This is a genomic window from Paenimyroides ceti (assembly GCF_030409925.1).
The window spans coordinates 1-23494 of sequence record NZ_JAUFQU010000014.1; the positions used below are offsets into that span (position 1 = coordinate 1).

Sequence of the window (23494 nt, forward strand, 5' to 3'; positions counted from 1 at the left end):
TAATGTTAAGTGTGTTAATTGTGATGGCGAAATTCTAAGAACAAAGCAAGGCTGGGATGTGAAAATTATTTAATCGAAAATGTGGAATGTTTATTTACCGTTCTTATAATGGAACTGTAAATGACTGAAGATATTGTAAGGTTATTAGTTACTGCAACTACACTCCTTTTTTAAATTTTACTTCAAAACAAGGAATTAATTTTCAAGCAAAACTTTTTGTAAATGACAGTACTTTTCAAGTGCAATTTGATTACTCTTAAGGAGATTGTCCGAAGTGTAGCGTACTGTATTAAAAATGGAAAAATTCTTTGGTTGTACTAATTACTTATCAGATATTAAATGTGATTTAATAATTTGGCCATCTATTTTGACTATAATTTTATCTTTTATTGATGTAGAAATATTACTTAGAGGAGATCAAACTGATGTTAAATCTTTTAGGTGAAAGATAAGAATTTTGAGGGAAGGCTTTCATTAGATGAAAATTTTTTAAATGTAAAGTGTCATAATAACTTACTAGTTATCATTTAATTAAAAAATATATATGTATAGTAATATATAATAAATATACATATAAAAAAATATATACATATTTAAATATAAATATAGCTTTATATTTAAATATTGTTTTATAATTTAGTCTTCTTTTTAAGATGATTACGATAATTATCAATTTTAAAGCATTAAAATATTAATGTAAAGTTCCTCCCTATTACTGTTTCAAATGCTATATTTGCATAAAAAATATTATAATGAAAGAACTTTTAGAACAATTGAACGCAGAATTTGAAACGTTCATTCAGATGCTCAATTACAAATGGAAAAAGAAAATAAAGCTGCTGGAACTAGAGCGAGAAAATCATCTTTAGCTTTAGAGAAACTTTTAAAACGGGAGTGTACGTTTGTATCAGGATCAGATCAATTATATCAACATTTAACGGTTCGATTCATACCAACAAATACTAAAAAGAGCTGTTCTCATAGAATAAGCTCTTTTTCTTTTTGATAGCAAATAACTTATATCTCCAAAAAATATGTCTATAGAAAAATTAAAATATCCGATCGGAAAATTAGAATTACCTGAAATAATTTCAGATGCTGTTTTTCGGGAATGGGTTTCCATACTGTCTGTTTTTCCGTCAAAGTTAAAAGCAGCAGTACAACATTTAACCGATGAACAACTCAATACTTCCTATCGTCCTGGAGGATGGACCATAAGACAGGTAATACATCATTGTGCAGATAGCCACATGAACAGCCTCATCCGTCTAAAACTTGCTCTGACGGAAGAGCAGCCAACTGTAAAGCCTTATGATGAGAATAGCTGGGCTGAACTTACAGATACAAAAGAAATGTCTGTTATACCGTCTTTAAGTATTCTTGAGGGCGTTCACGCCAAATGGGTATTTTTATTGAACAGTCTTAAAGACGAGGAAAGACAGAAAACATTTTTCCATCCCGAACAGAGAAAGGCATTTCGTATTGATGAAGTTACCGGTATGTATGCGTGGCATTCCATGCATCATTTAGCTCACATAACAGAGGCGATAAAGCGTCATGAATGGAGATAGTTTTCTACAATTACAAAAAAACCGCAGTATCATCTGCGGTTTTCCATTTTTTAAAATCTCATTTTCTGTATTCTTACTGCATTCAGTACGGCAAGAAGGGCTACCCCCACATCGGCAAAAACAGCTTCCCACATGGTTGCAAGTCCGCCGGCTCCCAGAATTAAGACAATAACCTTTACCGTAAATGCCAGAGTGATATTCTGCCAGACAATTTTTTTAGTCTGTTTACCAATATTGATTGCCATTGGTATCTTTGAAGGCATATCATCCTGTATTACTACATCTGCAGTTTCAATTGCAGCATCGCTGCCCAATCCTCCCATGGCAATACCTACATCGCTGAGCGCTATTACAGGTGCATCATTAACCCCATCTCCGACGAAAGCCACACTGCCACTACCCGCTAATATTTCTTTAACCTTATTTACTTTATCTTCTGGTAGTAAATCGCCATACGCAGTATCTATTGCCAGTTCATGAGCCACATAATTTACAACAGCGGTCTTATCACCACTCAGCATAACGGCTTTGACATTCATATCATGGAGCTTTTGTACCGTAGCCTTGGCATCGGTCTTAATACTATCGGAAATGGTCAGATAACCGGCAAATTTACCTCCGTAAGCAATGGCGATAACCGTATATACCATATTTGCGGTATCAGCATCATAACTGATATTAAATTTATCAAGCAGCCTAAAATTACCTACCAACAGTTCTTTACCGTTTACTGTAGTTTTGAGTCCATGACCGGCAATTTCTTCTATATTCAATAATTGTATGGTAGCATCTGTTTTTCCAACATAGTTGTCAATGGCTGTGGCTACAGGATGGGTACTCATTTTTTCGAGCATGTTTACAAGAAGCAGAATTTCATCTTTATTGAACTCAGGTTTTATGACTACCTCCTGTACTTTAAATACTCCTTCTGTCATAGTACCGGTTTTATCCATCACCACATTTTTTATTTCGGCCAGTTTATCAAGAAAATTAGATCCCTTGAATAGAATACCGTTCCGGCTTGCTGCTCCTATTCCACCAAAGTATCCCAAAGGAATAGATATAACCAAAGCACATGGACACGAAATAACCAGAAATACCAATGCTCTGTATAGCCATTGTGTAAACACATAGTCCTGCACAAAAAAATACGGCAGCAAAGCAATTCCAACCGCTAAAAAGTAACAATCGGCGTATATATTTTAGCAAACTTGCGAATGAACAGCTCAGTAGGTGATTTTTGTTTTGTTGCATCCTGAACAAGTTCCAATATTTTACTCAATTTACTATCGTTATAAGCCGCAGTAACTTCCACTTCAGTAACCGTATTGAGATTGATCATTCCCGCAAGAACAGTTTCTCCTTTAGATTTGGTATCCGGTTTACTTTCTCCGGTAAGTGCCGACGTATTAAAAGAAGCTCTGTCAGAAAGCAATACCCCATCAAGTCCTAATTTTTCTCCGGGTTTTAATTGTAAAACATCTCCTATTTTAGCGTCTTCTGCTTTTATTGTTTTATAGGTGCCATTTTGTGAAACAGTCACTTCGTCAGGCCTTTGATCCAGTAGATTTTTAATATTGCCTTTTGCTCTTGATACGGCCATAGTCTGAAAAGCTTCTCCAACCGCATAAAAAAGCATAACAGCAACGGCTTCCGGATATTCACCTATTGCAAAAGCTCCTAAGGTAGCGATACTCATTAAAAAGAATTCAGAAAAGAAATCTTTATAACGAATGCTTTCCACTGCTTCTTTTATAACCGGTAAACCTACCGGTAAGTATGCAATTACATACCATGCCGTTCTAACCCATCCGCTGAACCACGGTTGTGAAAAATAATTATCAAAACCAATTCCGGTAAGCAGCAGCAGTAAGGAAATTATAGCCGGCAAAAATAACATAAACGTACTTTTATCCGTATCATCATGACTGTGATCATGCCCGTCTGTATCATTATGTTCTTTATGAGAATGATCTGAAGCGGTTTGCTTATGTGCTTTTTTTACATCTGGTGTGTCATCTTCTGTACTACAACATATTTTAGACATAACTGTAAGATTTTAGATTCGTAATCAATTTTTGAAATACTAATATTACATTTCACTAACAAAAGTAAAGGCATATTTCGGGAACCTGGTTGCAAATACAAAATGTAATGAGATCATTACTTATTAAGTGATTCTTTTTTATCCCCATAAAACATAAAAAAAATCAGGAACATTTACTACACAAACCTTTCATTACAAAATTAACGTTTTGCAATAAAAATTGTTCAGGCAGCTGTATCGAAGGTATTGAAATGCTTTCCAGACAATAGGTATTTTTACATTTATTACAGGTAAAATGCACATGCAATTCGCCCAATGTACACATACAGTCATCACTACATATTGAATATTTCATAGAACCGGATCCGTCGTCTATTGTATGGATAAGGAGTTTTTCCAAAAAGAGATGCAGTGTTCTGAAAATAGTTGATTTATTGACCGTTTCTAATGCCGTTTCCAAATCTGTAAGACTAAATGCGGTTTTAAATTCGGTCATTGATTTCAATATTAACAATCTTACAGAAGTAGGTTTTATGTCTCTTTTCAATAATTTATTTTCCAGATTTTCCATTTTTGTCTGAATGAAGATTTGTATAAGTACCGTTTCCTTTTAGAGTGCTATTTTATCGTCTGCAGTTTGATAAAAGTACTTTTATATTCTTATATTATTGTAGATAAATATAAGCAATTATATCAGGTGATTTTTGGTATATGAACACAAATTTTAAAAAAATTACCTTTCAAAAAATGTAGCAAACTTAAAAAATATACTATTCCATACTATTAAAAAATAAAAGAGCAATTATTGCTCTTTTATTTTAGCAGCTGGCTGCTGTGTTCTTTTGTTTTTACTTTGGTAATAATATCTTCAATATATCCTTTTTCATCAATTACAAAGGTGGTACGGTGAATGCCGTCAAATTCTTTTCCCATAAACTTTTTGGGACCCCATACGCCAAATGCAGTAATAACTTCTTTTGCTTCATCAGCAATCAACGGAAAGGGCAATTCATATTTTTCTTTAAACTTTTGCTGACGCAAAGCGCTGTCTGCACTAACTCCTAATAGTTCATAATTCTGAGCCTTAAAGCGTTCAAAATTATCTCTAAGATCGCAAGCTTCTGCAGTGCAACCCGGAGTCGAAGCTTTGGGATAAAAAAAGATGACCAATTTTTTACCTTTGTAATCTTTTAACGTATGGATGTTTCCTTTTTCATCGGTTCCTTTAAATTCAGGCGCTTTATCTCCTATTTTCAGTGTCATCATGATTTTTTCAGGTAAATTTAGTCAATTATTTGCGTTAAAAGAAGAAATTGTATTTTTGATGTTTATAAAAATATGTGATGACTAAAAAGGAAAAAATCCAGTTTGTAATAGATACGCTTGAAAATATATATCCGGTAATACCGGTTCCGTTAGATCACAAAGATCCATATACGCTTTTAATTGCCGTTTTATTATCTGCTCAATGTACCGATGTACGTGTGAATCTTACCACTCCGCATTTATTTGCCAAGGCCGATAATCCGTATGATATGGTAAATTTAACTGTAGAAGAAATTGCAGATATTATACGACCATGCGGACTCGCACCGATGAAATCAAAAGGCATTCACGGTTTGTCTCAGATTTTGATAGACAAACACAATGGACAGGTACCTGCCAATTTTGCTGATCTTGAAGAGCTGCCGGCTGTCGGACATAAAACAGCAAGTGTGGTGCTGGCACAGGCTTTTGATATTCCTACTTTTCCAGTAGATACTCATATTCACAGACTCATGTATCGGTGGAATCTTTCAAACGGTAAAAGCGTTGAGCAGACGGAACGCGATGCCAAAAAGATTTTTCCTCAAAACATCTGGAATAAATTGCACCTGCAGATGATATGGTATGGCAGAGAATACTCCCCTGCCCGCGGATGGAATCTTGAAAAAGATAGTATTACGGCAACAATCGGCAGGAAAAGTGTATTAAACGAATATTATAAAAAGAAACAGCTTAAATAAAATATATATGCCCCGATAAGAGAATAACTTATCGGGGCATTTTTTAGTGCTTTTTTGTTCTTAAAATGTAACAAAAAAATAATTTTTTATTATTTTTTTATGTTAAATAATTTGTGTGGTTACATATTATTCCTATTTTTAAGAAAATTCTTCTACCAAAATCATTTTATATGAACCAAAAAAGAGCACTTTTATGAGAGCAATTTACACGATTTTGGTACTTATTGTAGCCCATTATGGCCATGCACAACAGGTACAGGAGTTTTTATTTACTCCAAAAGAAGAAAAAAAATTTATTCCGATTAGCACGCAACAAAAAGGAAAATACCTGCAGTTAAGTTTTGCTGATACATCGATTCAGAAACTGTTTCAGGATAAAAATATTCTGGAATATCGAAAAGCTTTTCCCAATTTAAAATCCTATTTAAATACGGTCTATCTCGTTAGAGTAGAAAATTCTTCGTTAAACCTTACCTCCCTTCTTAAAAATAAGTTTATTACGTATGGAGAAAAAATGGAAGAAGCTGCTTTAGCAATGGAATACCCAAATGATTTTATGTTACCGGATGGTTCCCCTAATGATTATTTAGAATTGATAAGAGCTCCATTGGCATGGTCTGTCACCAAAGGAGATCCAAATATTAATATTGGTATTGCAGATAGCTGGTTTAATACTGTTCATGAAGAGTTAGCTGATAAAATTATTGGAATTAGTGGCAGTACTGTACCACAAGGAGGTAGTTACAGCCATGGAATAGAAGTATCCAGTCTTGCTGCTGGAGACACGAATAATGGCAAAGGCTTAGCAAGTATTGGCTATAATACAAAGATTATTGGTAGAGTTGGACTTAAACCGATTGATGTTTATGAATTATCACAAATTCCCAATGTGAAAGTCATCAATATGAGTTGGGGAGATATAGATTATAAACAATATGATAATGATTTATATAACGAAATACACAATGATTTAGATATTGTATTAGTAGCAGCTGCAGGTAATGGTAGATTCTATTTTGATAACTTCAATCAATTTAGATACCGTTATCCGGCCTCTTATAATGCGGTAATTTCTGTTACGGGTGTTGGAAGTAAATATGATCAGGGTGTTACAGCCCCTAATGGTATTCAAACCAACTGGAAAGATGTAGCTACTTACTATATAGGTACTGAAAAAAGTACCATGACGGTAAATGATAAAGTAAATGTAGCGGTTCCATGTTATGACTTGTTCAGAGCAACCAATACTAATGGTATCGCAGGTTCTGTTGATACCTACAGTAGTGATGCTCCAGGAACTTCAGCAGGAGCACCGGTGGTTTCGGGATTGGCAGCTTTAGTCAGAGCAGCCAATCCTGATCTGACTGCCGTTCAGGTCAAACAGATCGTTGAAGAAACCACAGACAATATTTATCATATTCCTGAAAATGCACCGTTTATTGGCAAATTAGGAACAGGAAGAATCAACGCCTACAGAGCGGTTATGCGGGCCCATTGTATGCTCAATCCTTCGGATAATTTAGACTTGATGATTCGCGATAATAAAGAAGATCATGGAGCAGAGCCCAATACTTTAACAGAGGTATATTGGAACAGTAATGATATCTGGGTTCGTAATGAAGATGATGGTATCGAGCAACATCAAAATCCGGAATACCATACATCAAAACCCAATTATGTCTATATACGGGTGTTTAACAAAAGCTGTAAAGTATCTTCGGGCACAGAAAAAGTAAAACTGTACTGGTCTAAAGCCTCTACATCTTTGAATTGGGACACGCATTGGAACGGGCAAAATAATTTTCCGAATAACGGACCTTTATTAGGAGCTCCGATAGGAGAAATTACTATTCCGGTCTTGCAGCCCGGACAGGATGTGGTTGTTAAATTGCCCTGGCTTGTTCCCAATCCCAATATTTATCAATCTATTAATGATGAGCCCTGGCATTTTTGCCTGTTAGCCAGAATTGATTCTCCAGATGACCCTATGACTGTTGCTGAAGGCGAATTCTTAACTGATAATGTGAAAAAAAATAACAATATTGCATGGAAAAATCTTACTATTGTCGATTTAAATCCAAACAATATAGGGAAGCCTATCGGGGGTGTAATTGCTGTTGGTAATCCATTAAAAATCCCTCAAAAATTCAATCTGAAATTTACGATTCCCACCTCTGATCTCGGCAACAGTTTATTTAAAGAAGCCGAAGTAAAAGTGATCTTAGATGATATTGTGTATAATGCGTGGAAAAAAGGCGGATATAAAGGCGTTGGCATAAAAGTAAAAGGCAACAGCATCCTTATTACAGAAGCTGATGCAGAAATTCAGAATTTAGATTTTGACACAAAAGAAATAGGAACAGTTGATGTAAAATTTCATTTTCTTACAAGGAAAATAACTCAAAAAGAGAAATTTGTGATGAACGTTGTTCAGCAGTTGTCTGAAAGCCGAAAAACCTTTGGCGGTGAAACCTATGAAATACACAAATATCCAAGAGAGCTCTTTTATGCACGGGCTCAGGGTAATACAACAGTAGATAAAGAAGAACCGGTATATTTAAAAGCACAATCCGTTGGAAAACCTGCTGTGTATAACTGGTATGATATGGATGGAAATCTGTTGCATGAAGGGATCGATTTTGAAACGTCTGTAGCACTGTCTAACCGTTACAAACTGGAAGTGATCACACTTGAAGACGGTTTTAAAGATTATGATGACATAGAAATTACCCTAAAACCGGATACCATCACCCATGTTTTTCCCAATCCGGTTACTGAAAAGCTTATCGTAGCATACAAAATCAATAAAGGAAGTTCTGCCTATCTGTCTGTTACAGGTACTTACGGAACAAATGTATCTCATAATTATATTTTAAATATAGAAGACACGAATGTTCAGTTAGATTTATCCTCCTATCCTTCCGGAGTATATTCAATTGTATTAATTTCGGATGGAACGGTTTCTGATTCTAAAACCATTATAAAACAATCATTATGAAAAAGCAGGTTTACATTATTACGATACTATTTTTAGTATTAAATATACCTTTTATGAGCGCACAAACTCAGGAAGAAGAATTAAAAAACAATCTGTGGTATGTACACAAAGTTATTTTGGATGATACTGAATATATAGCTCCTTTAAATGAGGAGAGACTAAACTTTTTTTATAATTATAATTTTAATTTTAATCAAGATTACGAATATTTTGAATTATTCTTTTGTTCAAGTTATTATGGTAATAATGTTATGTTTTTAGAGAATCAACAATTCTCTGTTGAAGGATGGATTAGTTTGGCAATTATTCCATCATCTTGTTCTATTCAAGAAAATTCAGATTATGATTTTTTATACTCTTCAGTTATGAAGGTGTTTGAGCCTGTAACTCCCTACCTTTACTCTTATGAAGTAAATATCATAGACAGTGCTACTAAGCAATTGATCATCACTAACCAAAATGGTGATAAAGCCTATTTTTATAATTATTATTTATCCAACCCAATTTTTGAATTACAAGGTATCAATATCTATCCCAATCCCGTAAAGGATGTAGTGCAGATAGCGTTGCCTGATACCGCTAAAGAACGATATGACTATAAAATTTATGATAGTAATGGAAAACTCATAAAAGTCTTTAAAGATAAAAAAGGACAAAACATTACATTAGAGATACAAGACCTTGCTTCGGGAATCTATTGGCTGGAAATCAATACACCAGATACTCAGCAACACGGATATAGTACTAAGATTATAAAGAAGTAACCTAAAAAGTAAACCGTATGAAAAATTTTATATCTATTATGGCAGTAGTAGGTCTATTCCTGCAATCACTATCCCTACAGGCACAAACTCAGGAAGAAGAATTAAAAAACAATGAGTGGTATGTACATAAAGTTATATATAATGACATAGAATATATAGCCCCTGTGAATGATGAAAGATCTGGTTCTGTTCCTAATTTAAAATTTTTTGAGAATTCGTCTGAGGGTTTTTTTGTAATTATTTTTTGTTTTATTAGAACAAGCAATAATTTATTATTTTTAGAAAATCAACAATTTTCTTCAATTGGATGGATTAGTCCTGGTGTTTCACCTTCTGCTTGTATTGTTCAAGAAAACAATGATTATTACTTTTATTATTTTTCAGTGATGAATGTATTTGATGCTACTATTACACCTTATTTTTATTCTTATGAAGTTAATAGTATAGATAGTACGACAAAACAATTGATCATCACTAACCAAAATGGAGATAAAGCCTATTTTTACACTTCATATTTATCAAACCCAATTTTTGAATTAGAAGGTATCAATATTTATCCCAATCCCGTAAGTGATGTAGTGCAGATAGACTTGCTGGATACTACTAAAGAACGATATGACTATAAAATTTATGACAGCAATGGAAAACTCATAAAAGTTTTTAAAGATAAAAAAGGACCACACATTACATTAGAGATACAAGACCTTGCTTCGGGAATCTATTGGCTGGAAATCAATACACCCGATGCTCAACAACGCGGATATAGTACTAAGATTATAAAGAAGTAACCTAAAAAATAAACCGTATGAAAAATCTTATATCAATCCTATTTGTAGCATGCTTATTACTACAATCATCGCTTATACAGTCACAAACTCAGGAAGAAGAATTAAAAAACAATGAGTGGTATGTACATAAAGTTATATATAATGACATAGAATATATAGCCCCTGTGAATGATGAAAGATCTGGTTCTGTTCCTAATTTAAAATTATTTGAGAATTCGTTTGAAGACTATTTTGAATTTTATTTTTGTTTTTATAACTCAAGTAATTATTTATTATTTTTAGAAAATCAACAATTCTCTGTTGAAGGATGGATTAGCCTTGCTATTGTACCTTCTGCTTGTAGTGTGCAAGAAAACAATGATTATTACTTTTATTATTTTTCGGTTATGAATCCGCTTGTAACAGCCGCTCCACTTATCTATTCTTATGAAGTTAATACTATAGATGGCTCAACAAAACAATTGATCATCACTAACCAAAATGGAGACAAAGCGTATTTTTATAATTATTATTTATCCAACCCAATTTTTGAATTAGAGGGTATCAATATCTATCCCAATCCCGTAAAGGATGTAGTGCAGATAGCGATGCCGGATACCGCTAAAGAACGATATGAGTATAAAATTTATGACAGCAATGGAAAACTCGTAAAAGTTTTTAAAGATAAAAAAGGACCACACATTACATTAGAGATACAAGACCTTGCTTCAGGAATCTATTGGCTTGAAATCAATACGCCAGATACTCAACAACGCGGATATAGTACTAAGATTGTAAAGAAGTAATGATATAATACCAAATCCCTTATGAATAAGGGATTTGGTATTTTTAACGATTAGAAAAACTTAGTTCATAAAAAGAATAAACTCTTTTCGTTTTAAGCTCATAATCCGTACTGATTTTGAATAATTAAGCAAAAAATCAATCGTAGACTGGCTTGGTTTTCTGACGAGATTTTCTGTATCAGATCTGTTAGATTTGTAATTTTTTATCATATATAATACCTGTTTATTTTAATAAGATAACGGTATTACTTTTTCATTATTGTTTAGTGTTCCAAAACAATTTGATTTTTTTCAATATTCTTACGAAGGTTCAGAAGAGCGTATCGCATTCTTCCCAATGCTGTATTAATACTTACGCCGGTGATTTCAGCAATTTCTTTAAAACTCAAGTCCTGATAAATACGTAAAGTGATTACTTCCCTCTGATCTTCCGGTAAAGCATTGATCAGTTTTTGAACATCTGATTCAATCTGTGAAGTAATTAAATCACTTTCAATATTAGGACTGGCGTCTACCATATAGTTAAAAATAGAATATTCTTCCGTTTCACGCTGCATAGGCATACGATTGTTTTTTCTGAAATAATCAATAACCAGATTGTGTGAAATACGCATTACCCACGGAAGAAATTTCCCTTCTTCTTTATAATTTTTACCTTTTAGGGTATGTATAACTTTGATGAAAGTATCCTGAAAAATGTCATCTGCAATTTCCTGATCGTTTACTTTTGAATAGATGAATCGAAATACTTTGGATTGATGGCGCTCTATCAGCTGCGCTAATGCCTCTTCGTTTCCTGAAACGTATTGATGGATTAATACTGCATCAGGCAAATCATTCTTTGCCATAATAAATACTTTAAATTAGTGAGATAATTTTCTATGTTCTAAAAGTATTTTTATGTATAGGCTTGCGGTTTTTATAAAAGATTAACATTTCAAATATATTCATTTTTTTATTATCTCCAACAAAAGGTTAAAAAAAATATAAAATTTTCTTCTAATTCTATTTTTGTGATTGTATATAAAACTTTCAATCTTTATAAATTATGCGTAAATTTGTTGTTATTTATAAAGAATGAAAAAAACAGATTTTTCTGCCATAGATCCTAAGAAGAATATCATTATCAAAGGAGCTAACCTCCATAATTTAAAGAATTTAGATGTAGTTATACCCCGTAATAAAATGGTGGTAATTACAGGATTATCCGGATCCGGAAAATCCAGTCTGGCCTTTGATACTCTTTATGCTGAAGGACAGCGAAGATATGTGGAAAGTTTATCTTCTTATGCGCGTCAGTTTTTAGGCCGGATTGATAAACCGAAAGTAGAATATATCAAAGGAATTGCTCCTGCTATTGCTATCGAGCAAAAAGTAAACACGACTAATGCCCGCTCTACTGTAGGAACATCTACAGAGGTTTATGATTATTTAAAGCTGTTGTATGCGCGTATTGGCAAAACGTTTTCTCCTGTATCAGGCAAAGAGGTAAAAAAAGATACTGTTACCGATGTCGTGAATGAAGTGAAAGGGTTTGAAGAAGACAGCAAGTGGTTATTACTGGCTCCTCTTTATAAGAAAAAAAACCGTACCGTTATTGAGCAGTTAAAAATTGCTCTTCAACAAGGTTTTTTAAGAATATTACTCCACAATGAAATACAGCGTTTAGATGAGTATATTGAACAAAATCCGGATATTGATCTGAATCCTAAAGATGTTTATCTCGTTGTGGACCGTCTTGTTGTAAAACATGATGAAGATTTTTATAACCGTCTGGCAGATGCCATTCAGACTGCTTTTTTTGAAGGTGATGGCGTTTGTTTTCTTCAGGAACTTTCAACAGGCAATATATTTGAGTTCAGCAATAAGTTTGAAGCGGATGGGATTACCTTTCTGGAGCCGAATGTACACTTATTCAGTTTTAATAATCCGTATGGAGCTTGCCCTACATGCGATGGCTATGGTAATATCATTGGAATTGATGAGGATCTCGTCATTCCCAATTCAGCTTTATCCGTATATGAAAATGCCATTTATCCGTGGAGAGGTGAATCAATGAGCTGGTATCGCGATCAACTGGTAAATAAGTCACATCATTTCGATTTTCCTGTTCACAAACCTTATTTTGAACTTACAGAAGATGAGAAAGCATTGGTATGGAAAGGAAATAATTTTTTTACAGGACTGCATGCCTTTTTTAAAGAATTGGAAGAGAAGAATTATAAAATTCAAAACAGAGTATTGCTTTCACGTTACAGAGGAAAGACCAGATGTCCTGAATGTAATGGAAAACGTTTGCGAAAAGAAGCAAATTATATTAAAATACAAGGCAAAACTATTTCTGATCTTGTAGATTTACCTATTGATAAGCTGGCTGCTTTTTTTAAGCAGCTTGAATTGAATGAGTTTGAACAAAAAATAGCACAACGACTGCTTTTAGAAATCAATAACCGTTTGCAATTTTTATCTGAAGTAGGATTGAGTTATTTAACTCTTAACCGAAATTCTGCTTCATTATCAGGAGGTGAATCTCAACGTATTAATCTGGCGACTTCATTGGGCAGCAGCCTGGTAGGTTCTATGTATATATTAGATGAACCCAGTATCGGTTTACATCCTAAAGATTCTGAAAAACTGATACACGTTCTTCAAAGTTTAAAAGACCTCGGCAATACAGTTATCATTGTAGAGCATGATGAAGATGTGATGAAAGCTGCAGATGAAATTATTGATATTGGACCGGAAGCAGGATATCTCGGAGGAGAATTGGTCGCTCAGGGAGATTTTGATGAAATATTGAAGTCTGACTCGCTTACAGCACAATATCTCAATGGTAAAATGCAGATAGAAGTTCCTCAAAAAAGAAGAAAGTTTAAAAATTATATAGAAATAAAAGGTGCCAGAGAAAATAACCTCAAAAATATAGATGTTGTTTTCCCTTTAGATTGCCTTACGGTAATCACCGGAATTTCAGGAAGTGGAAAAAGTACGCTGGTAAAGAAAATACTGTTTCCGGTATTGCAGAAAAAGCTTACAGGAACAAGCGATAAAGCAGGTAAATTTACAGATATTCAGGGTTCCTATTCTCATATAAAACATATTGAATATGTAGATCAGAACCCAATAGGAAAGAGTTCAAGATCGAATCCTATAACTTATATCAAAGCGTATGATGATATTCGCGATTTATTTTCTAAACAGCAATTATCAAAAATCAGAAACTACCAGCCAAAACATTTCTCATTTAATGTAGAAGGTGGTCGTTGTGAAGTATGTAAAGGCGATGGTGAGGTAACCATTGAAATGCAATTTATGGCAGATGTACATCTTGAATGTGAAGTATGTCATGGAAAACGATTCAAAAAAGAAATACTGGAAGTTCAGTTTGAAGGTAAAAATATAGATGATGTCCTCTCTTTAACCGTTGATGAAGCGGTTCAGTTTTTCGAAAAGCATCAGCAGTCTAAAATTGTACAAAAAATACAGCCGTTGCTCGATGTAGGTTTGGGATATGTAAAGCTGGGGCAATCTTCTTCTACCCTTTCCGGTGGTGAAGCACAGCGTATAAAACTGGCAACATTTTTAGGAAAAGGAATGGTAAAAGAAAGAGCTTTGTTTATTTTTGACGAGCCTACTACCGGACTCCATTTTCACGATATTAAAAAGTTGTTACAGTCATTTGAAGCCCTTATTGAAAAAGGACATTCAATTATTGTGATAGAGCACAATCTTGACTTAATCAAATGTGCCGATCAAATTATTGATATCGGTCCTGAAGGTGGTGAAAAAGGCGGTGAAGTAGTCGCTTTTGGTACTCCTGAAGAAATCATTAAAAATAAAAAATCCGTTACCGGTAAATATCTTAAAGATAAATTAAAATAAATAAGAGCCTCATCAGAGGCTCTTTATTTTTATTGTGCCATCAGCAATGCGGCTAATTTTTCAGTTAATTTGCGCCGGCTGTAATACTGTAACCCCATACCGTATATTTTTAAATTCTGATCAAGGTATTGGTGGTAGTAATGGATAAGAGTCTGTTTTATGGCTTCTTTATCTTCATACGTATGAAATACACCAGTATTGGTCTTACGTATGATTTCAGAAAAATCTGCTCCTTCAGGTCCAATAGAAAGTATCGGGCGCTCTGCAGCCATATATTCAAATAATTTACCGGGTATAATCCCTACAGTGTCTTCAGAGTCAATTTCTAACAGTAATAATACCTGTGATGTTCTTTGTTGTATTAAAGCATCTGTATGAGAGAGATACCCCATATTATGAACGTAAGCTTCTAAATGAAACTCTTTTAAGACGGATAAAATTTCCTCACTTATTTTACCGATCAATTTAAGGCGAAAATGATCTTTAAATCCTTTTTCTTCTTTTATCAATTCTGCCAATGCTTTCCATAAAACTCTCGGATTACGGTTAGATAAAAGCGATCCGATATGGGCAATGGTAAATTCTTTGTCTAAAGGTTGCTTTTGTATTCTTTCAATATCATAACCATTGGTGATCACACTGACAGGCTGTTTTGTAATTTGCTCAAATTCTCTTTTAGTGGTAGGACTGGTTACAATAATATGATCTGCTGTATTTAATACTTTCTTTTCAAGCTCTTTATGCTTTTGAGCAGCTTTATCTGTTAGTTTAAGTTCTTTATGATAACCTATTGTTGTCCAGGGATCTCTGAAATCAGCCAGCCAGTTTATGGAAAACATTTTTTTTAATTTTAAACCGATAAGATGCACACTATGAGGAGGTCCTGTGGTAATAATACTGTCAACAGGATGCTTTTTGAGGTAATCTTCCAAAAAGCTTACAGACGGATTTACCCATCCTATTCTGGCATCCGGTATAAAAAAATTTCCTCTGATCCAGAGTAACGCTTTTTCCGTCAGTTTTTGTTTCTTTTGTACAGGAATAATACCTGAACTGATATCCTTAGTAGACTTTTTTGAAAACAAAGAAGCCATTTTATAAGGTTCTTTTATAGGATATCTGATGATTTCAACATCCTTGCCTATCTCTTTTTCCAGATCATTATCTATAATAGGATAATGTGCATTTTCAGGTATATATACAACCGGTTCAATACCAAACTCGGGAAGGTATTTTACAAACTTGAGCCATCGTTGTACTCCGGGACCTCCGGCAGGCGGCCAATAGTAGGTAATGATTAATACTCTTTTCTTCATTATTTAGCTATAACAAATCCTAAAAATGTAGCAGCTAATGCAACAATTACACTGCTGAGCATATAAAAAATGGCGAGCTGATACTGGTGATTCTGTAGTAACCTTAAGGTTTCTAATGAAAAGGTTGAAAAAGTTGTAAAGCCACCGCAAAGCCCCGTCATTAAAAACAAATTAATCCATTTACTTTCCGGATTCTTTAGTGTATAAGCAAACAAGATTCCGATTAGAAAACTTCCTGATATGTTGATTATCCACGTTGATAAAGGAAAACTGTTCCACAGCATCAATTTGTTTAACAAATAACGGATACAGCTCCCAATTGCTCCTCCAAACGCAACTAATAAGATGGATTTCATTCTCTATGCTTCTTTCCGGTTACTGCTTCTGAACAGATAAAAAATACCTCCAATCAGTAAAATAAACATAGCAATATTACTGATCAGAGCAATCGTACTTCCTGTTTTGATTACCTGTGGCTCAAATTTAAACTCAACCGTATGATTTCCTTTTGGTAATGGTAAAGCCCGTAAAGTATAATTGGCTTCTATCATTTCTGCCGCTTTACCATCAATGGTTATCTTCCATCCTTTTGGATAATATACTTCTGAAAACACAACCAATCCGTCATTTGCATTGTTTGTTTTATACTTTATATAATCTGAACGATAATCGGCTACTTTTACAGATGCCAGACTGTCTACTATATATTTTTGAGCGATTTTGTCTGCAAATTTGTTTTCTACTACAGCCGTTGTTTTTGTGTTGCCTTTCGTAAGTGCCTGCATTGCTTCATCTGCAGTTGCTACTTTTTCTACCTGAGAAACGAACCATGCATTTCCGTTTGCCTCCGGATTTTCTAAAGCTATCGGCTGTTGGTTATCATCTGTATCAATTACATATTTTACATTCATCATATTAAGTACCTGATGATTGTTTTTTGCAATTTGATAATCAAATAACTCCTGTATTTTTTTAGGTTTAGCGGCATGATATCCTCCTAATGAATGGTGGAAATAAGAAGTTCTTGCACTGTTAAAGCCTCCGCTTAATTCGAAAACACGGAATTTAGTAGTATCCTGTAAAATTTTTTGATCAGCTGCTGTAGGTTGAAAAGGTGTTTTTACCTGAGATGCTTCCACAAAATTATCTTTATTGACATAATTGAGATCCAGACTTACAAGATCAATTACGGCTAATGCTCCTATGAAAATCACTGTGTACTGCATCTTCAGTTTTTCAATACTGAAGAAGTATAATATTCCGGCAGCACCCGCTACATAGATAAAAGTACGGATCAAATCAGATGTGTACATCGCACTTCTGTCTTCGATCAGTGCTTTAATAAATTCGGGAACTATTTGTCCAAAAACCCTTGTACTGTAGTAGTTGTCTTTTTCTGAAGCAAAATCCAAAAACCCTTTACAAATAAATAAGAAGACGATAACACTGCCGGCTACTATTGAAGCTTTCTTTAGTTTTTGCAATCTCTTTTCTCTATTGAGGTTAAAAAATGACTGTAAACCTAATAATGCCAATGCAGGAAAACAAATTTCAGCAATAACCTGAATGGAAGTAACAGCTCTGAATTTGTTGTACATCGGAAAATAATCAATCATCAGATCGGTCAGGAAAAAATTATGTCCCCATGACAAAATAATGGAGAAAATGATTCCCGTTATAAAAACATATTTAATTTTTCTATGTTCAGTAAATAAAGCGAGAATAAAAAGAAAGATAACAACAGCACCTATATAAGCCGGTGCTGCAACTCCGGGCTGATTCCCCCAATAGGTGAGTACATGCTTTGAAAACTCAGCTGCTTCCGCTGGTGAAGCTCCTACTGCTACAAAAAACTTTCCTACATTAGAATCAACTCCTAAATTTTCAACATCGCCTCCGCCCATGAGTCTTGGAACAAATAGATTGAATGTTTCAAAAAGTCCGTAACTGTATTCTGTTATATATTCATGAGACATCGCATTATCAGATGGTTTTGGCAATCCGTCAGCACCAATAGTCAAATCACTCTTACTTCGGGTACTGAAACCTGCATATTCAGAAGTTGCCATAAGATTGGTGGCATTGCTTCCGATAGCAACAATGGCTGCTACAAGAAATACAGCCATCACTTTACCCAATTCTTTGTATTCTTTCTTTTTGATAAAATCTATAGTATAAAAAACAGCTGCTGCAAGTAATAACAATAATAAGTAATAGGTCATCTGAAAATGGTTGGCTCCTATTTCCAGTGCAGCTGCAACCATGGTTAACAAACCTCCGACAATATAACGCTTCCTGAATACAAGCAATACGCCTGCAAGTACCATTGGCATATACGCAATTGCATGGGCTTTAGCATTATGACCAGCACCAATGATGACAATGAGATACGTAGAAAAACCAAATAACAAAGCCCCTGCAAACGCTTTTAACGGGCGTACTTTTAAACAAAGGAGCAGTATATAAAAACCGATGAAATATAAGAACAGATAATCTGCAGGGCGTGGTAAAAATCGCAGTACACTATCCAATTGTTTTACATAATTGTGTGGATATTTGGCACCCAACTGATAGGTAGGCATCCCCCCAAAAGCACTATTGGTCCAGTAGCTCTCTTCTTCATATTTTGTTCTATAATCCATTTGTTCCTTTGCCATCCCGGTATACTGTACAATATCACTCTGAATGATCTCTTTTCCTGATAAAACAGGATTAAAATACGCCAGAGATAAGATGATAAAACCTATGAAGGCCAACAAATGAGGTAAATAGTTCTTATAGTTTTTCATACAACAATTAAATGCTTTTTTAGAATAAAGGCTAAAGTAACAAATATTATCAAGGCTACAAAAAAATAAAACCTTACAGAAGTTTGATTCTGTAAGGTTTTATGGATATTATAAAAAGAAAATGACTAATTCAGTTCTTCAAAATCTATATATTCTCCGACTTTTTTCTTTTCACGCGGAAATTTGTTTTTTGAAAACTGCTTGTTTATATCTTCAGATTGTGTCTGATTGTTTTGTGACTGATAGTTCTCCTGATATCTTCTCTGTTTTTCCTGAAAACTCTGCTCGGCTTTTTTAACTACTTTTGTAATTAAAATAGGAGCAAAAAGTCTGAAGGCAAACTTAAATAAATAGTATAATAAAACAAGAATTAAAACTGTTTTAATAAAATTTTGAAAAGATGCTAACTCCATATGGAATTGATTTTTAAATTATATATGTTCAAATTTAAGAAAATAAATAGGATACTGCCTGATGCTATCTCTTAAAAAAATGATAAATATTAATATTATATCATTTACCCTCTTGAACAGCTCTCCATGCTTCAAAACCACCTTCAATCTCTTTTACGTTTGTAAATCCAAGATTGCTTAAGATTTCAGCTGCTGTCTCGCTCCTTCCTCCTAACTTGCAAAAAATAATCAATGGCGTATTCTTATCAATTTTTTCAACTTCACTTCTGAAAGCGTCATTTTCAACATCAATGTTTATAGCAGAAGGAATCGTTCCTTCCTGATATTCTTCGGGTGTTCTTACATCAATCAAAAGGTAATCTTGTTGCTGTACTGCTGACACATCTTGTGCTCTGATAAAAGAAGATTGCTGTGCAGTAGCAGTTGTGATACCGAACAAAAGAAAAATTCCTAATATTATTTTAATATTCATAATCAGAATTTTAAGTTATTTAATATAAATAATTACTTTACCTCGGCATACTCTTTTAAATATTCAAAACGAGCAGTCAATTTTCCATTTTCACAAATAGTCCCTCTTTGTAATACACCATCTTTATCTCCGTTAAAGAAAGCAGGTACTACAGATTCCAAAAACATCTTTCCAAAACCTTCACTGGCATCTTTCGGTAGTTCACAAGGCAGATTATCTACTGCCATCACCACAACTGCTGCCGGATGATCGATAGATACTTCCTGGTTGTCACGAGGATAATATCCGTATAAAGGTTCTTCTATAGTAGAACTTCTGATTGTTGACTCTATAGGACCATTGATATCACAAGAAATATCGCCAATAACTTTTATCATGTTTTTAGCATGATTAAGCATATCACGTGTCAGGATTACCGGTGATCCGTCTTTATAAAAATGTCCTGCAATAAAAATATCTGATACAAAAACAAACCGTTCAAAATCAGATTCATATTCTTCAGGATTTACGAAGAAATCATTTCTGTCTGAAGGTTTACCATCTTTTCTTCTGTTATAATCCGTTACGTCAATTTGAACATACACAGGTTCATCGAATTCTTTGTGGAGATAGTCTTCAATAGTCACTTCCTTCATTTTCATAGCATCGAGCATTTCTTTAGCTCCCATTGCAACTTTCCCCTTTCCGGTCAGAACTATTTTTATCGGTGGTAAATAAGGTTTTTTTAGACGTTCAATAAGTTCTTCTTTTGATTTTAGTGTTGTCGCTTTTGCAAGATTAAAAAGCTCATATTTAATACCAAAGGCTCTGATGGTGTTGTATGCTCCTACAATTCCTGCGTATCTTCCAAAACCAATTAATCGGTTCCCCTCATCATCAACCAGTGTTTCATGGTCTATAAGTCTGATATTTTTTTCAAGACATGCCTGTAATAGTTTTTTATTATAAGGCTGTTTTTTTATTGTATGTGAAAAGAAAAAATAAGTTTTATTAGGAATAAGTTGATCTAATGGGACTTCCTTTACCCCTAATAAAACATCACAATCCGTCATGTCTGTTGTGATTTCAAATCCCTGTTGCTCATACTGTTCATCTTTAAAAACTCTGATATCAGAAGATTCAACCTTAAATGAAGCTTGTGGGTATGCGTTTTTAAAATGTGTCAATTCATCAGGTGAAAAAACCACTCTTTTATCATGTGGTATTTTCCCTTCTTTAATAATTCCGAATTTCATGTAAATAATTTAATTTCTCAAATATATTTCAAATAGTTCACTTGGCAAAAGAAAGCATTTTTTTGCATGAAGATTTTTTATTAAATCTAAATAACAGTATATTTGCATAAAAATTAATCCGATGAAAAAAATATTTTTTGTAGCAGCATTTGCTTTTGCAGGTTTAACAATGGTATCATGTAGTAGTGATGACAGTTCACCAGTTGTAACTACCGATACTCCTACTCCAAGTACTGACAGTCCGAATCCAGGTACTGATACTCCAAATCCGGGAACAGACACTCCGGATCCTGTAAGCTTAATGGTTGGTACATGGAAAGCGACAACATTGTCTTATAGTTTTACAATTCCTGGTCAGGAAGAACAAACGCATCAATTTCCATTTGATCATGCAAGTATCAAAGGAGGTTGTGCCACTGACTATCTGACTGTTGAAGAAGGTACTGTAGTAAATTTAAAACAGAACAATAAAAATGAAGAAGGCAACTGTGTAGATGTAAACATTGCAGGAACCTGGACTGAAGATGCTATCAGCATCACCGGAGAAACTCAGCCGAGAGAGGTTGTTTCATTTAATCAAACTGAATTGGTTTTAAAATATGAGATGACTTTCAACGGTCGTTCTACTGACGTTACTGTAAAATATACCCGTCAATAAGCATATATTTAATATATAAAAAGTACGAAGTTTTCACTTCGTACTTTTTTTTACTTTTTATTGAAAATCAGCTGCTGCCTGAAACTGCATTCTTTCTCCACTCACAGGATGTGTGATTTCGAGCATCTCAGCATGCAAATGAAGCCGATTGGCTGGTATTCCATATAAATCATCGCCTACAATAGCATGATTAAGTCCCGATTGATGAGAAGCATGTACTCTGAGCTGGTGTGTTCTTCCTGTTATCGGATAAAAATATACCAGTGTTTTTCCTTCTTTTTTTGTAATCATTTCCCATTTAGTCACTGCTTTTTTTCCATAGTCGTAGCAGACGAGCTGTCGCGGTCTGTCATCGAGATCAACTCTTAACGGAAGATCGATTATACCGGATGATTCTTCTAATTCACCGTCTAATAATGCTACATATCTTTTTAAAACAGTTCTTTTAATAAACTGTGATTGCAGCTGTTTGTGTATTTCTTTTGATTTAGCAATGATAAGCAAACCTGAAGTGGACATGTCCAGACGATGAACAATCAATGGTCCCGTAGCATTAGGATATAAGGCTTTTATACGTTCAAAAACAGAGTCTTTTATATGAATACCCGGAACAGTAAGGAATTCTGCCGGTTTATTGATAACTACTATATAAACATCTTCATAGACTATCGGAAGTTTTATATTGACATCCGGATTTTTAAGCAATGGATTTTCATCTATTATTAATCCCGTGAGCATGTGTTTCAAAATGGGTTCACATTTCCCCCAACATGCGGGATAAAACTGTTTATGCTTTTTGACTTCTGATTTTGGAGAAGCACCCCACCAGAATTCTGCCATGGCAACAGGTCTTAGATTATGAAGATAGGCATAATGTAAAAGCTTGGGAGCACAACATTCCCCTGCCCCTGCCGGAGGATGACTGTGGGTATTAGGAGTAAAGATGTCGAGAAGATTTTTAATATTTCCTTCTGCATTCAGAAATTGGTATTGCTCAAACAATTGTTGTTGCAAAATACCGGATTTCTTTTTGCGTAATGCTTTTAATTCTTCAATCTTTAGCTGGTATTCTTCAATGTTGTTTTCTAAAACCTCTAAACGTATTTTCCAATCTTTAAGCAATGTATTGAGTTCGTGTTTATCTCTCAAACTCTGTCGGATCAAATCTTTTTTCTGTTCTTCCCGGTCTTCACATTCAAAAAGATCATTAAGTTGTTCACGCTTGATTTTTCTTTCAGCTTTTAACCGTTTAAGACTTTGTTTTTTATCATTAATCTGCTGTTTTGATGTGACAGATAGTAAAAGTTTTTCTTTCAAAAGGGCTTTATAGGCTGGATCCTGTTCCAGTAGTTCAATTTCTTTGTTGATGTTGTTTAAAACTTGTTCTTCTTTTAGAAAAAAACTGTTCTTTGTAAGCATATCAAATACCGGAGGTACAAAAGAGCCGATGTTATTAGAGTTAGCCAGCTTTCCGGAAAAAGCAGTGAGATATCCTAATGTTCCATTCTGTTTTTGAACTACCAAAACACCAAACATTTTACCGATGACCAAACCTTTTTGCAATGGATCTAATCCAAAATTATGTTCAAAATCAGTCTGTAGCGATAAAAATTCCTGAAGCTCAGTTGCTGCTATTACACTTAGCGGATGCGGAACATAACTAAATGGAAAAGTAAACTTTTCAGGTAATGTGAATGCATCTGTATTTGTTTTAAATTCTGTAAAACAATTTTCTATACCCGTTTGAAAAAAGGAGTTATTCATGGTACA

At 34.2% G+C, this 23494-nt stretch carries 20 protein-coding genes and 1 pseudogene; 9 read left to right on the forward strand and 12 right to left on the reverse strand.

What is annotated here, in order from left to right; all coding sequences use genetic code 11:
• The first annotated feature begins 817 nt into the window (after positions 1 to 817).
• Together QW060_RS28540 and QW060_RS18530 are read left to right on the forward strand one after the other, a co-directional pair.
• Positions 818 to 1006, forward strand: coding sequence for a hypothetical protein (locus QW060_RS28540; protein WP_397386105.1), 189 nt, complete (start codon positions 818 to 820; stop codon positions 1004 to 1006).
• A gap of 28 nt (positions 1007 to 1034) precedes the next feature.
• Complete coding sequence (locus tag QW060_RS18530; protein WP_290362999.1) at positions 1035 to 1571, forward strand: YfiT family bacillithiol transferase; 537 nt, start codon at positions 1035 to 1037, stop codon at positions 1569 to 1571.
• 50 nt (positions 1572 to 1621) lie between these two features.
• Here QW060_RS18530 and QW060_RS18535 read toward each other — a convergent pair.
• From QW060_RS18535 to bcp, 3 genes and pseudogenes are all read right to left on the reverse strand, one after another.
• Positions 1622 to 3618: pseudogene (locus QW060_RS18535) on the reverse strand (heavy metal translocating P-type ATPase).
• Between the two features lie 163 nt (positions 3619 to 3781).
• The gene (locus tag QW060_RS18540; RefSeq protein WP_290362997.1) at positions 3782 to 4189 is read right to left on the reverse strand and encodes a Fur family transcriptional regulator; all 408 of its coding nucleotides are present in this window, start codon (positions 4187 to 4189) and stop codon (positions 3782 to 3784) included.
• A gap of 242 nt (positions 4190 to 4431) precedes the next feature.
• A complete protein-coding gene (bcp, locus tag QW060_RS18545) occupies positions 4432 to 4884 on the reverse strand; it encodes a thioredoxin-dependent thiol peroxidase (RefSeq protein ID WP_290362996.1) in 453 nt (150 codons plus the stop codon).
• 77 nt (positions 4885 to 4961) lie between these two features.
• On the opposite strand from bcp, the gene QW060_RS18550 reads away from it, so the two are divergent.
• From QW060_RS18550 to QW060_RS18570, 5 genes are all read left to right on the forward strand, one after another.
• Complete coding sequence (locus tag QW060_RS18550; RefSeq protein WP_290362995.1) at positions 4962 to 5624, forward strand: endonuclease III domain-containing protein; 663 nt, start codon at positions 4962 to 4964, stop codon at positions 5622 to 5624.
• Between the two features lie 193 nt (positions 5625 to 5817).
• Positions 5818 to 8622 (forward strand): S8 family serine peptidase, encoded by a 2805-nt coding sequence (locus QW060_RS18555; RefSeq protein WP_290362994.1) that lies wholly within the window; start codon positions 5818 to 5820, stop codon positions 8620 to 8622.
• Positions 8619 to 9386 carry a T9SS type A sorting domain-containing protein gene (locus QW060_RS18560; protein WP_290362993.1) on the forward strand — a complete coding sequence of 256 codons (768 nt, stop codon included), beginning with the start codon at positions 8619 to 8621 and terminating at the stop codon, positions 9384 to 9386. Before QW060_RS18555 ends, QW060_RS18560 begins: the two co-directional genes overlap by 4 nt.
• Before the next feature lie 17 nt (positions 9387 to 9403).
• Entirely contained in the window at positions 9404 to 10174 is a 771-nt protein-coding gene (locus QW060_RS18565; protein ID WP_290362992.1) for a T9SS type A sorting domain-containing protein, read from the forward strand.
• 17 nt (positions 10175 to 10191) lie between these two features.
• A complete protein-coding gene (locus tag QW060_RS18570; RefSeq protein WP_290362991.1) occupies positions 10192 to 10959 on the forward strand; it encodes a T9SS type A sorting domain-containing protein in 768 nt (255 codons plus the stop codon).
• A 60-nt stretch (positions 10960 to 11019) separates the two neighbouring features.
• Here the strand turns inward: QW060_RS18570 and QW060_RS18575 are convergent, their stop codons facing one another.
• Both QW060_RS18575 and QW060_RS18580 read right to left on the reverse strand, forming a co-directional pair.
• On the reverse strand, positions 11020 to 11169 hold the full coding sequence (locus tag QW060_RS18575; protein WP_290362990.1) for a hypothetical protein: 150 nt from the start codon (positions 11167 to 11169) through the stop codon (positions 11020 to 11022).
• A 53-nt stretch (positions 11170 to 11222) separates the two neighbouring features.
• Complete coding sequence (locus tag QW060_RS18580) at positions 11223 to 11807, reverse strand: RNA polymerase sigma factor (RefSeq protein WP_290362989.1); 585 nt, start codon at positions 11805 to 11807, stop codon at positions 11223 to 11225.
• Between the two features lie 229 nt (positions 11808 to 12036).
• Here QW060_RS18580 and uvrA point away from each other — a divergent pair, with 229 nt between their 5' ends.
• Positions 12037 to 14841, forward strand: a complete 2805-nt coding sequence (gene uvrA, locus QW060_RS18585; protein ID WP_290362988.1) for an excinuclease ABC subunit UvrA — start codon at positions 12037 to 12039, stop codon at positions 14839 to 14841.
• A 29-nt stretch (positions 14842 to 14870) separates the two neighbouring features.
• Here uvrA and QW060_RS18590 read toward each other — a convergent pair whose 3' ends face one another.
• The 6 genes from QW060_RS18590 to QW060_RS18615 form a co-directional block, all read right to left on the reverse strand.
• Complete coding sequence (locus QW060_RS18590; protein WP_290362987.1) at positions 14871 to 16157, reverse strand: glycosyltransferase family 4 protein; 1287 nt, start codon at positions 16155 to 16157, stop codon at positions 14871 to 14873.
• A complete protein-coding gene (gene crcB, locus QW060_RS18595; RefSeq protein ID WP_290362986.1) occupies positions 16157 to 16513 on the reverse strand; it encodes a fluoride efflux transporter CrcB in 357 nt (118 codons plus the stop codon). The genes QW060_RS18590 and crcB overlap by 1 nt, the downstream gene beginning before the upstream one ends.
• 3 nt (positions 16514 to 16516) lie before the next feature.
• Entirely contained in the window at positions 16517 to 18946 is a 2430-nt protein-coding gene (locus QW060_RS18600; protein WP_290362985.1) for a YfhO family protein, read from the reverse strand.
• A 125-nt stretch (positions 18947 to 19071) separates the two neighbouring features.
• Complete coding sequence (locus QW060_RS18605; protein ID WP_290362984.1) at positions 19072 to 19359, reverse strand: DUF4834 family protein; 288 nt, start codon at positions 19357 to 19359, stop codon at positions 19072 to 19074.
• 100 nt (positions 19360 to 19459) lie between these two features.
• The gene (locus QW060_RS18610; RefSeq protein WP_290362983.1) at positions 19460 to 19831 is read right to left on the reverse strand and encodes a rhodanese-like domain-containing protein; all 372 of its coding nucleotides are present in this window, start codon (positions 19829 to 19831) and stop codon (positions 19460 to 19462) included.
• Positions 19832 to 19863: 32 nt separating this feature from the next.
• Complete coding sequence (locus QW060_RS18615) at positions 19864 to 21066, reverse strand: NAD(P)-dependent oxidoreductase (RefSeq protein WP_290362982.1); 1203 nt, start codon at positions 21064 to 21066, stop codon at positions 19864 to 19866.
• Positions 21067 to 21187: 121 nt separating this feature from the next.
• Between QW060_RS18615 and QW060_RS18620 the strand changes: the two genes are divergently transcribed.
• Positions 21188 to 21724, forward strand: coding sequence for a hypothetical protein (locus QW060_RS18620; RefSeq protein WP_290362981.1), 537 nt, complete (start codon positions 21188 to 21190; stop codon positions 21722 to 21724).
• A 57-nt stretch (positions 21725 to 21781) separates the two neighbouring features.
• Here QW060_RS18620 and QW060_RS18625 read toward each other — a convergent pair whose 3' ends face one another.
• Positions 21782 to 23488, reverse strand: coding sequence for an RluA family pseudouridine synthase (locus QW060_RS18625; protein ID WP_290362980.1), 1707 nt, complete (start codon positions 23486 to 23488; stop codon positions 21782 to 21784).
• Positions 23489 to 23494 lie beyond the last annotated feature (6 nt).

Bases quoted from the DNA above. Each gene is read 5' to 3' on its own strand.
- QW060_RS28540 (WP_397386105.1), top strand. From the start codon at position 818: ATGGAAAAAGAAAATAAAGCTGCTGGAACTAGAGCGAGAAAATCATCT.
- QW060_RS18530 (WP_290362999.1), top strand. From the start codon at position 1,035: ATGTCTATAGAAAAATTAAAATATCCGATCGGAAAATTAGAATTACCT.
- QW060_RS18540 (WP_290362997.1), bottom strand. From the start codon at position 4,189: ATGGAAAATCTGGAAAATAAATTATTGAAAAGAGACATAAAACCTACT.
- bcp (WP_290362996.1), bottom strand. From the start codon at position 4,884: ATGATGACACTGAAAATAGGAGATAAAGCGCCTGAATTTAAAGGAACC.
- QW060_RS18550 (WP_290362995.1), top strand. From the start codon at position 4,962: ATGACTAAAAAGGAAAAAATCCAGTTTGTAATAGATACGCTTGAAAAT.
- QW060_RS18555 (WP_290362994.1), top strand. From the start codon at position 5,818: ATGAGAGCAATTTACACGATTTTGGTACTTATTGTAGCCCATTATGGC.
- QW060_RS18560 (WP_290362993.1), top strand. From the start codon at position 8,619: ATGAAAAAGCAGGTTTACATTATTACGATACTATTTTTAGTATTAAAT.
- QW060_RS18565 (WP_290362992.1), top strand. From the start codon at position 9,404: ATGAAAAATTTTATATCTATTATGGCAGTAGTAGGTCTATTCCTGCAA.
- QW060_RS18570 (WP_290362991.1), top strand. From the start codon at position 10,192: ATGAAAAATCTTATATCAATCCTATTTGTAGCATGCTTATTACTACAA.
- QW060_RS18575 (WP_290362990.1), bottom strand. From the start codon at position 11,169: ATGATAAAAAATTACAAATCTAACAGATCTGATACAGAAAATCTCGTC.
- QW060_RS18580 (WP_290362989.1), bottom strand. From the start codon at position 11,807: ATGGCAAAGAATGATTTGCCTGATGCAGTATTAATCCATCAATACGTT.
- uvrA (WP_290362988.1), top strand. From the start codon at position 12,037: ATGAAAAAAACAGATTTTTCTGCCATAGATCCTAAGAAGAATATCATT.
- QW060_RS18590 (WP_290362987.1), bottom strand. From the start codon at position 16,157: ATGAAGAAAAGAGTATTAATCATTACCTACTATTGGCCGCCTGCCGGA.
- crcB (WP_290362986.1), bottom strand. From the start codon at position 16,513: ATGAAATCCATCTTATTAGTTGCGTTTGGAGGAGCAATTGGGAGCTGT.
- QW060_RS18600 (WP_290362985.1), bottom strand. From the start codon at position 18,946: ATGAAAAACTATAAGAACTATTTACCTCATTTGTTGGCCTTCATAGGT.
- QW060_RS18605 (WP_290362984.1), bottom strand. From the start codon at position 19,359: ATGGAGTTAGCATCTTTTCAAAATTTTATTAAAACAGTTTTAATTCTT.
- QW060_RS18610 (WP_290362983.1), bottom strand. From the start codon at position 19,831: ATGAATATTAAAATAATATTAGGAATTTTTCTTTTGTTCGGTATCACA.
- QW060_RS18615 (WP_290362982.1), bottom strand. From the start codon at position 21,066: ATGAAATTCGGAATTATTAAAGAAGGGAAAATACCACATGATAAAAGA.
- QW060_RS18620 (WP_290362981.1), top strand. From the start codon at position 21,188: ATGAAAAAAATATTTTTTGTAGCAGCATTTGCTTTTGCAGGTTTAACA.
- QW060_RS18625 (WP_290362980.1), bottom strand. From the start codon at position 23,488: ATGAATAACTCCTTTTTTCAAACGGGTATAGAAAATTGTTTTACAGAA.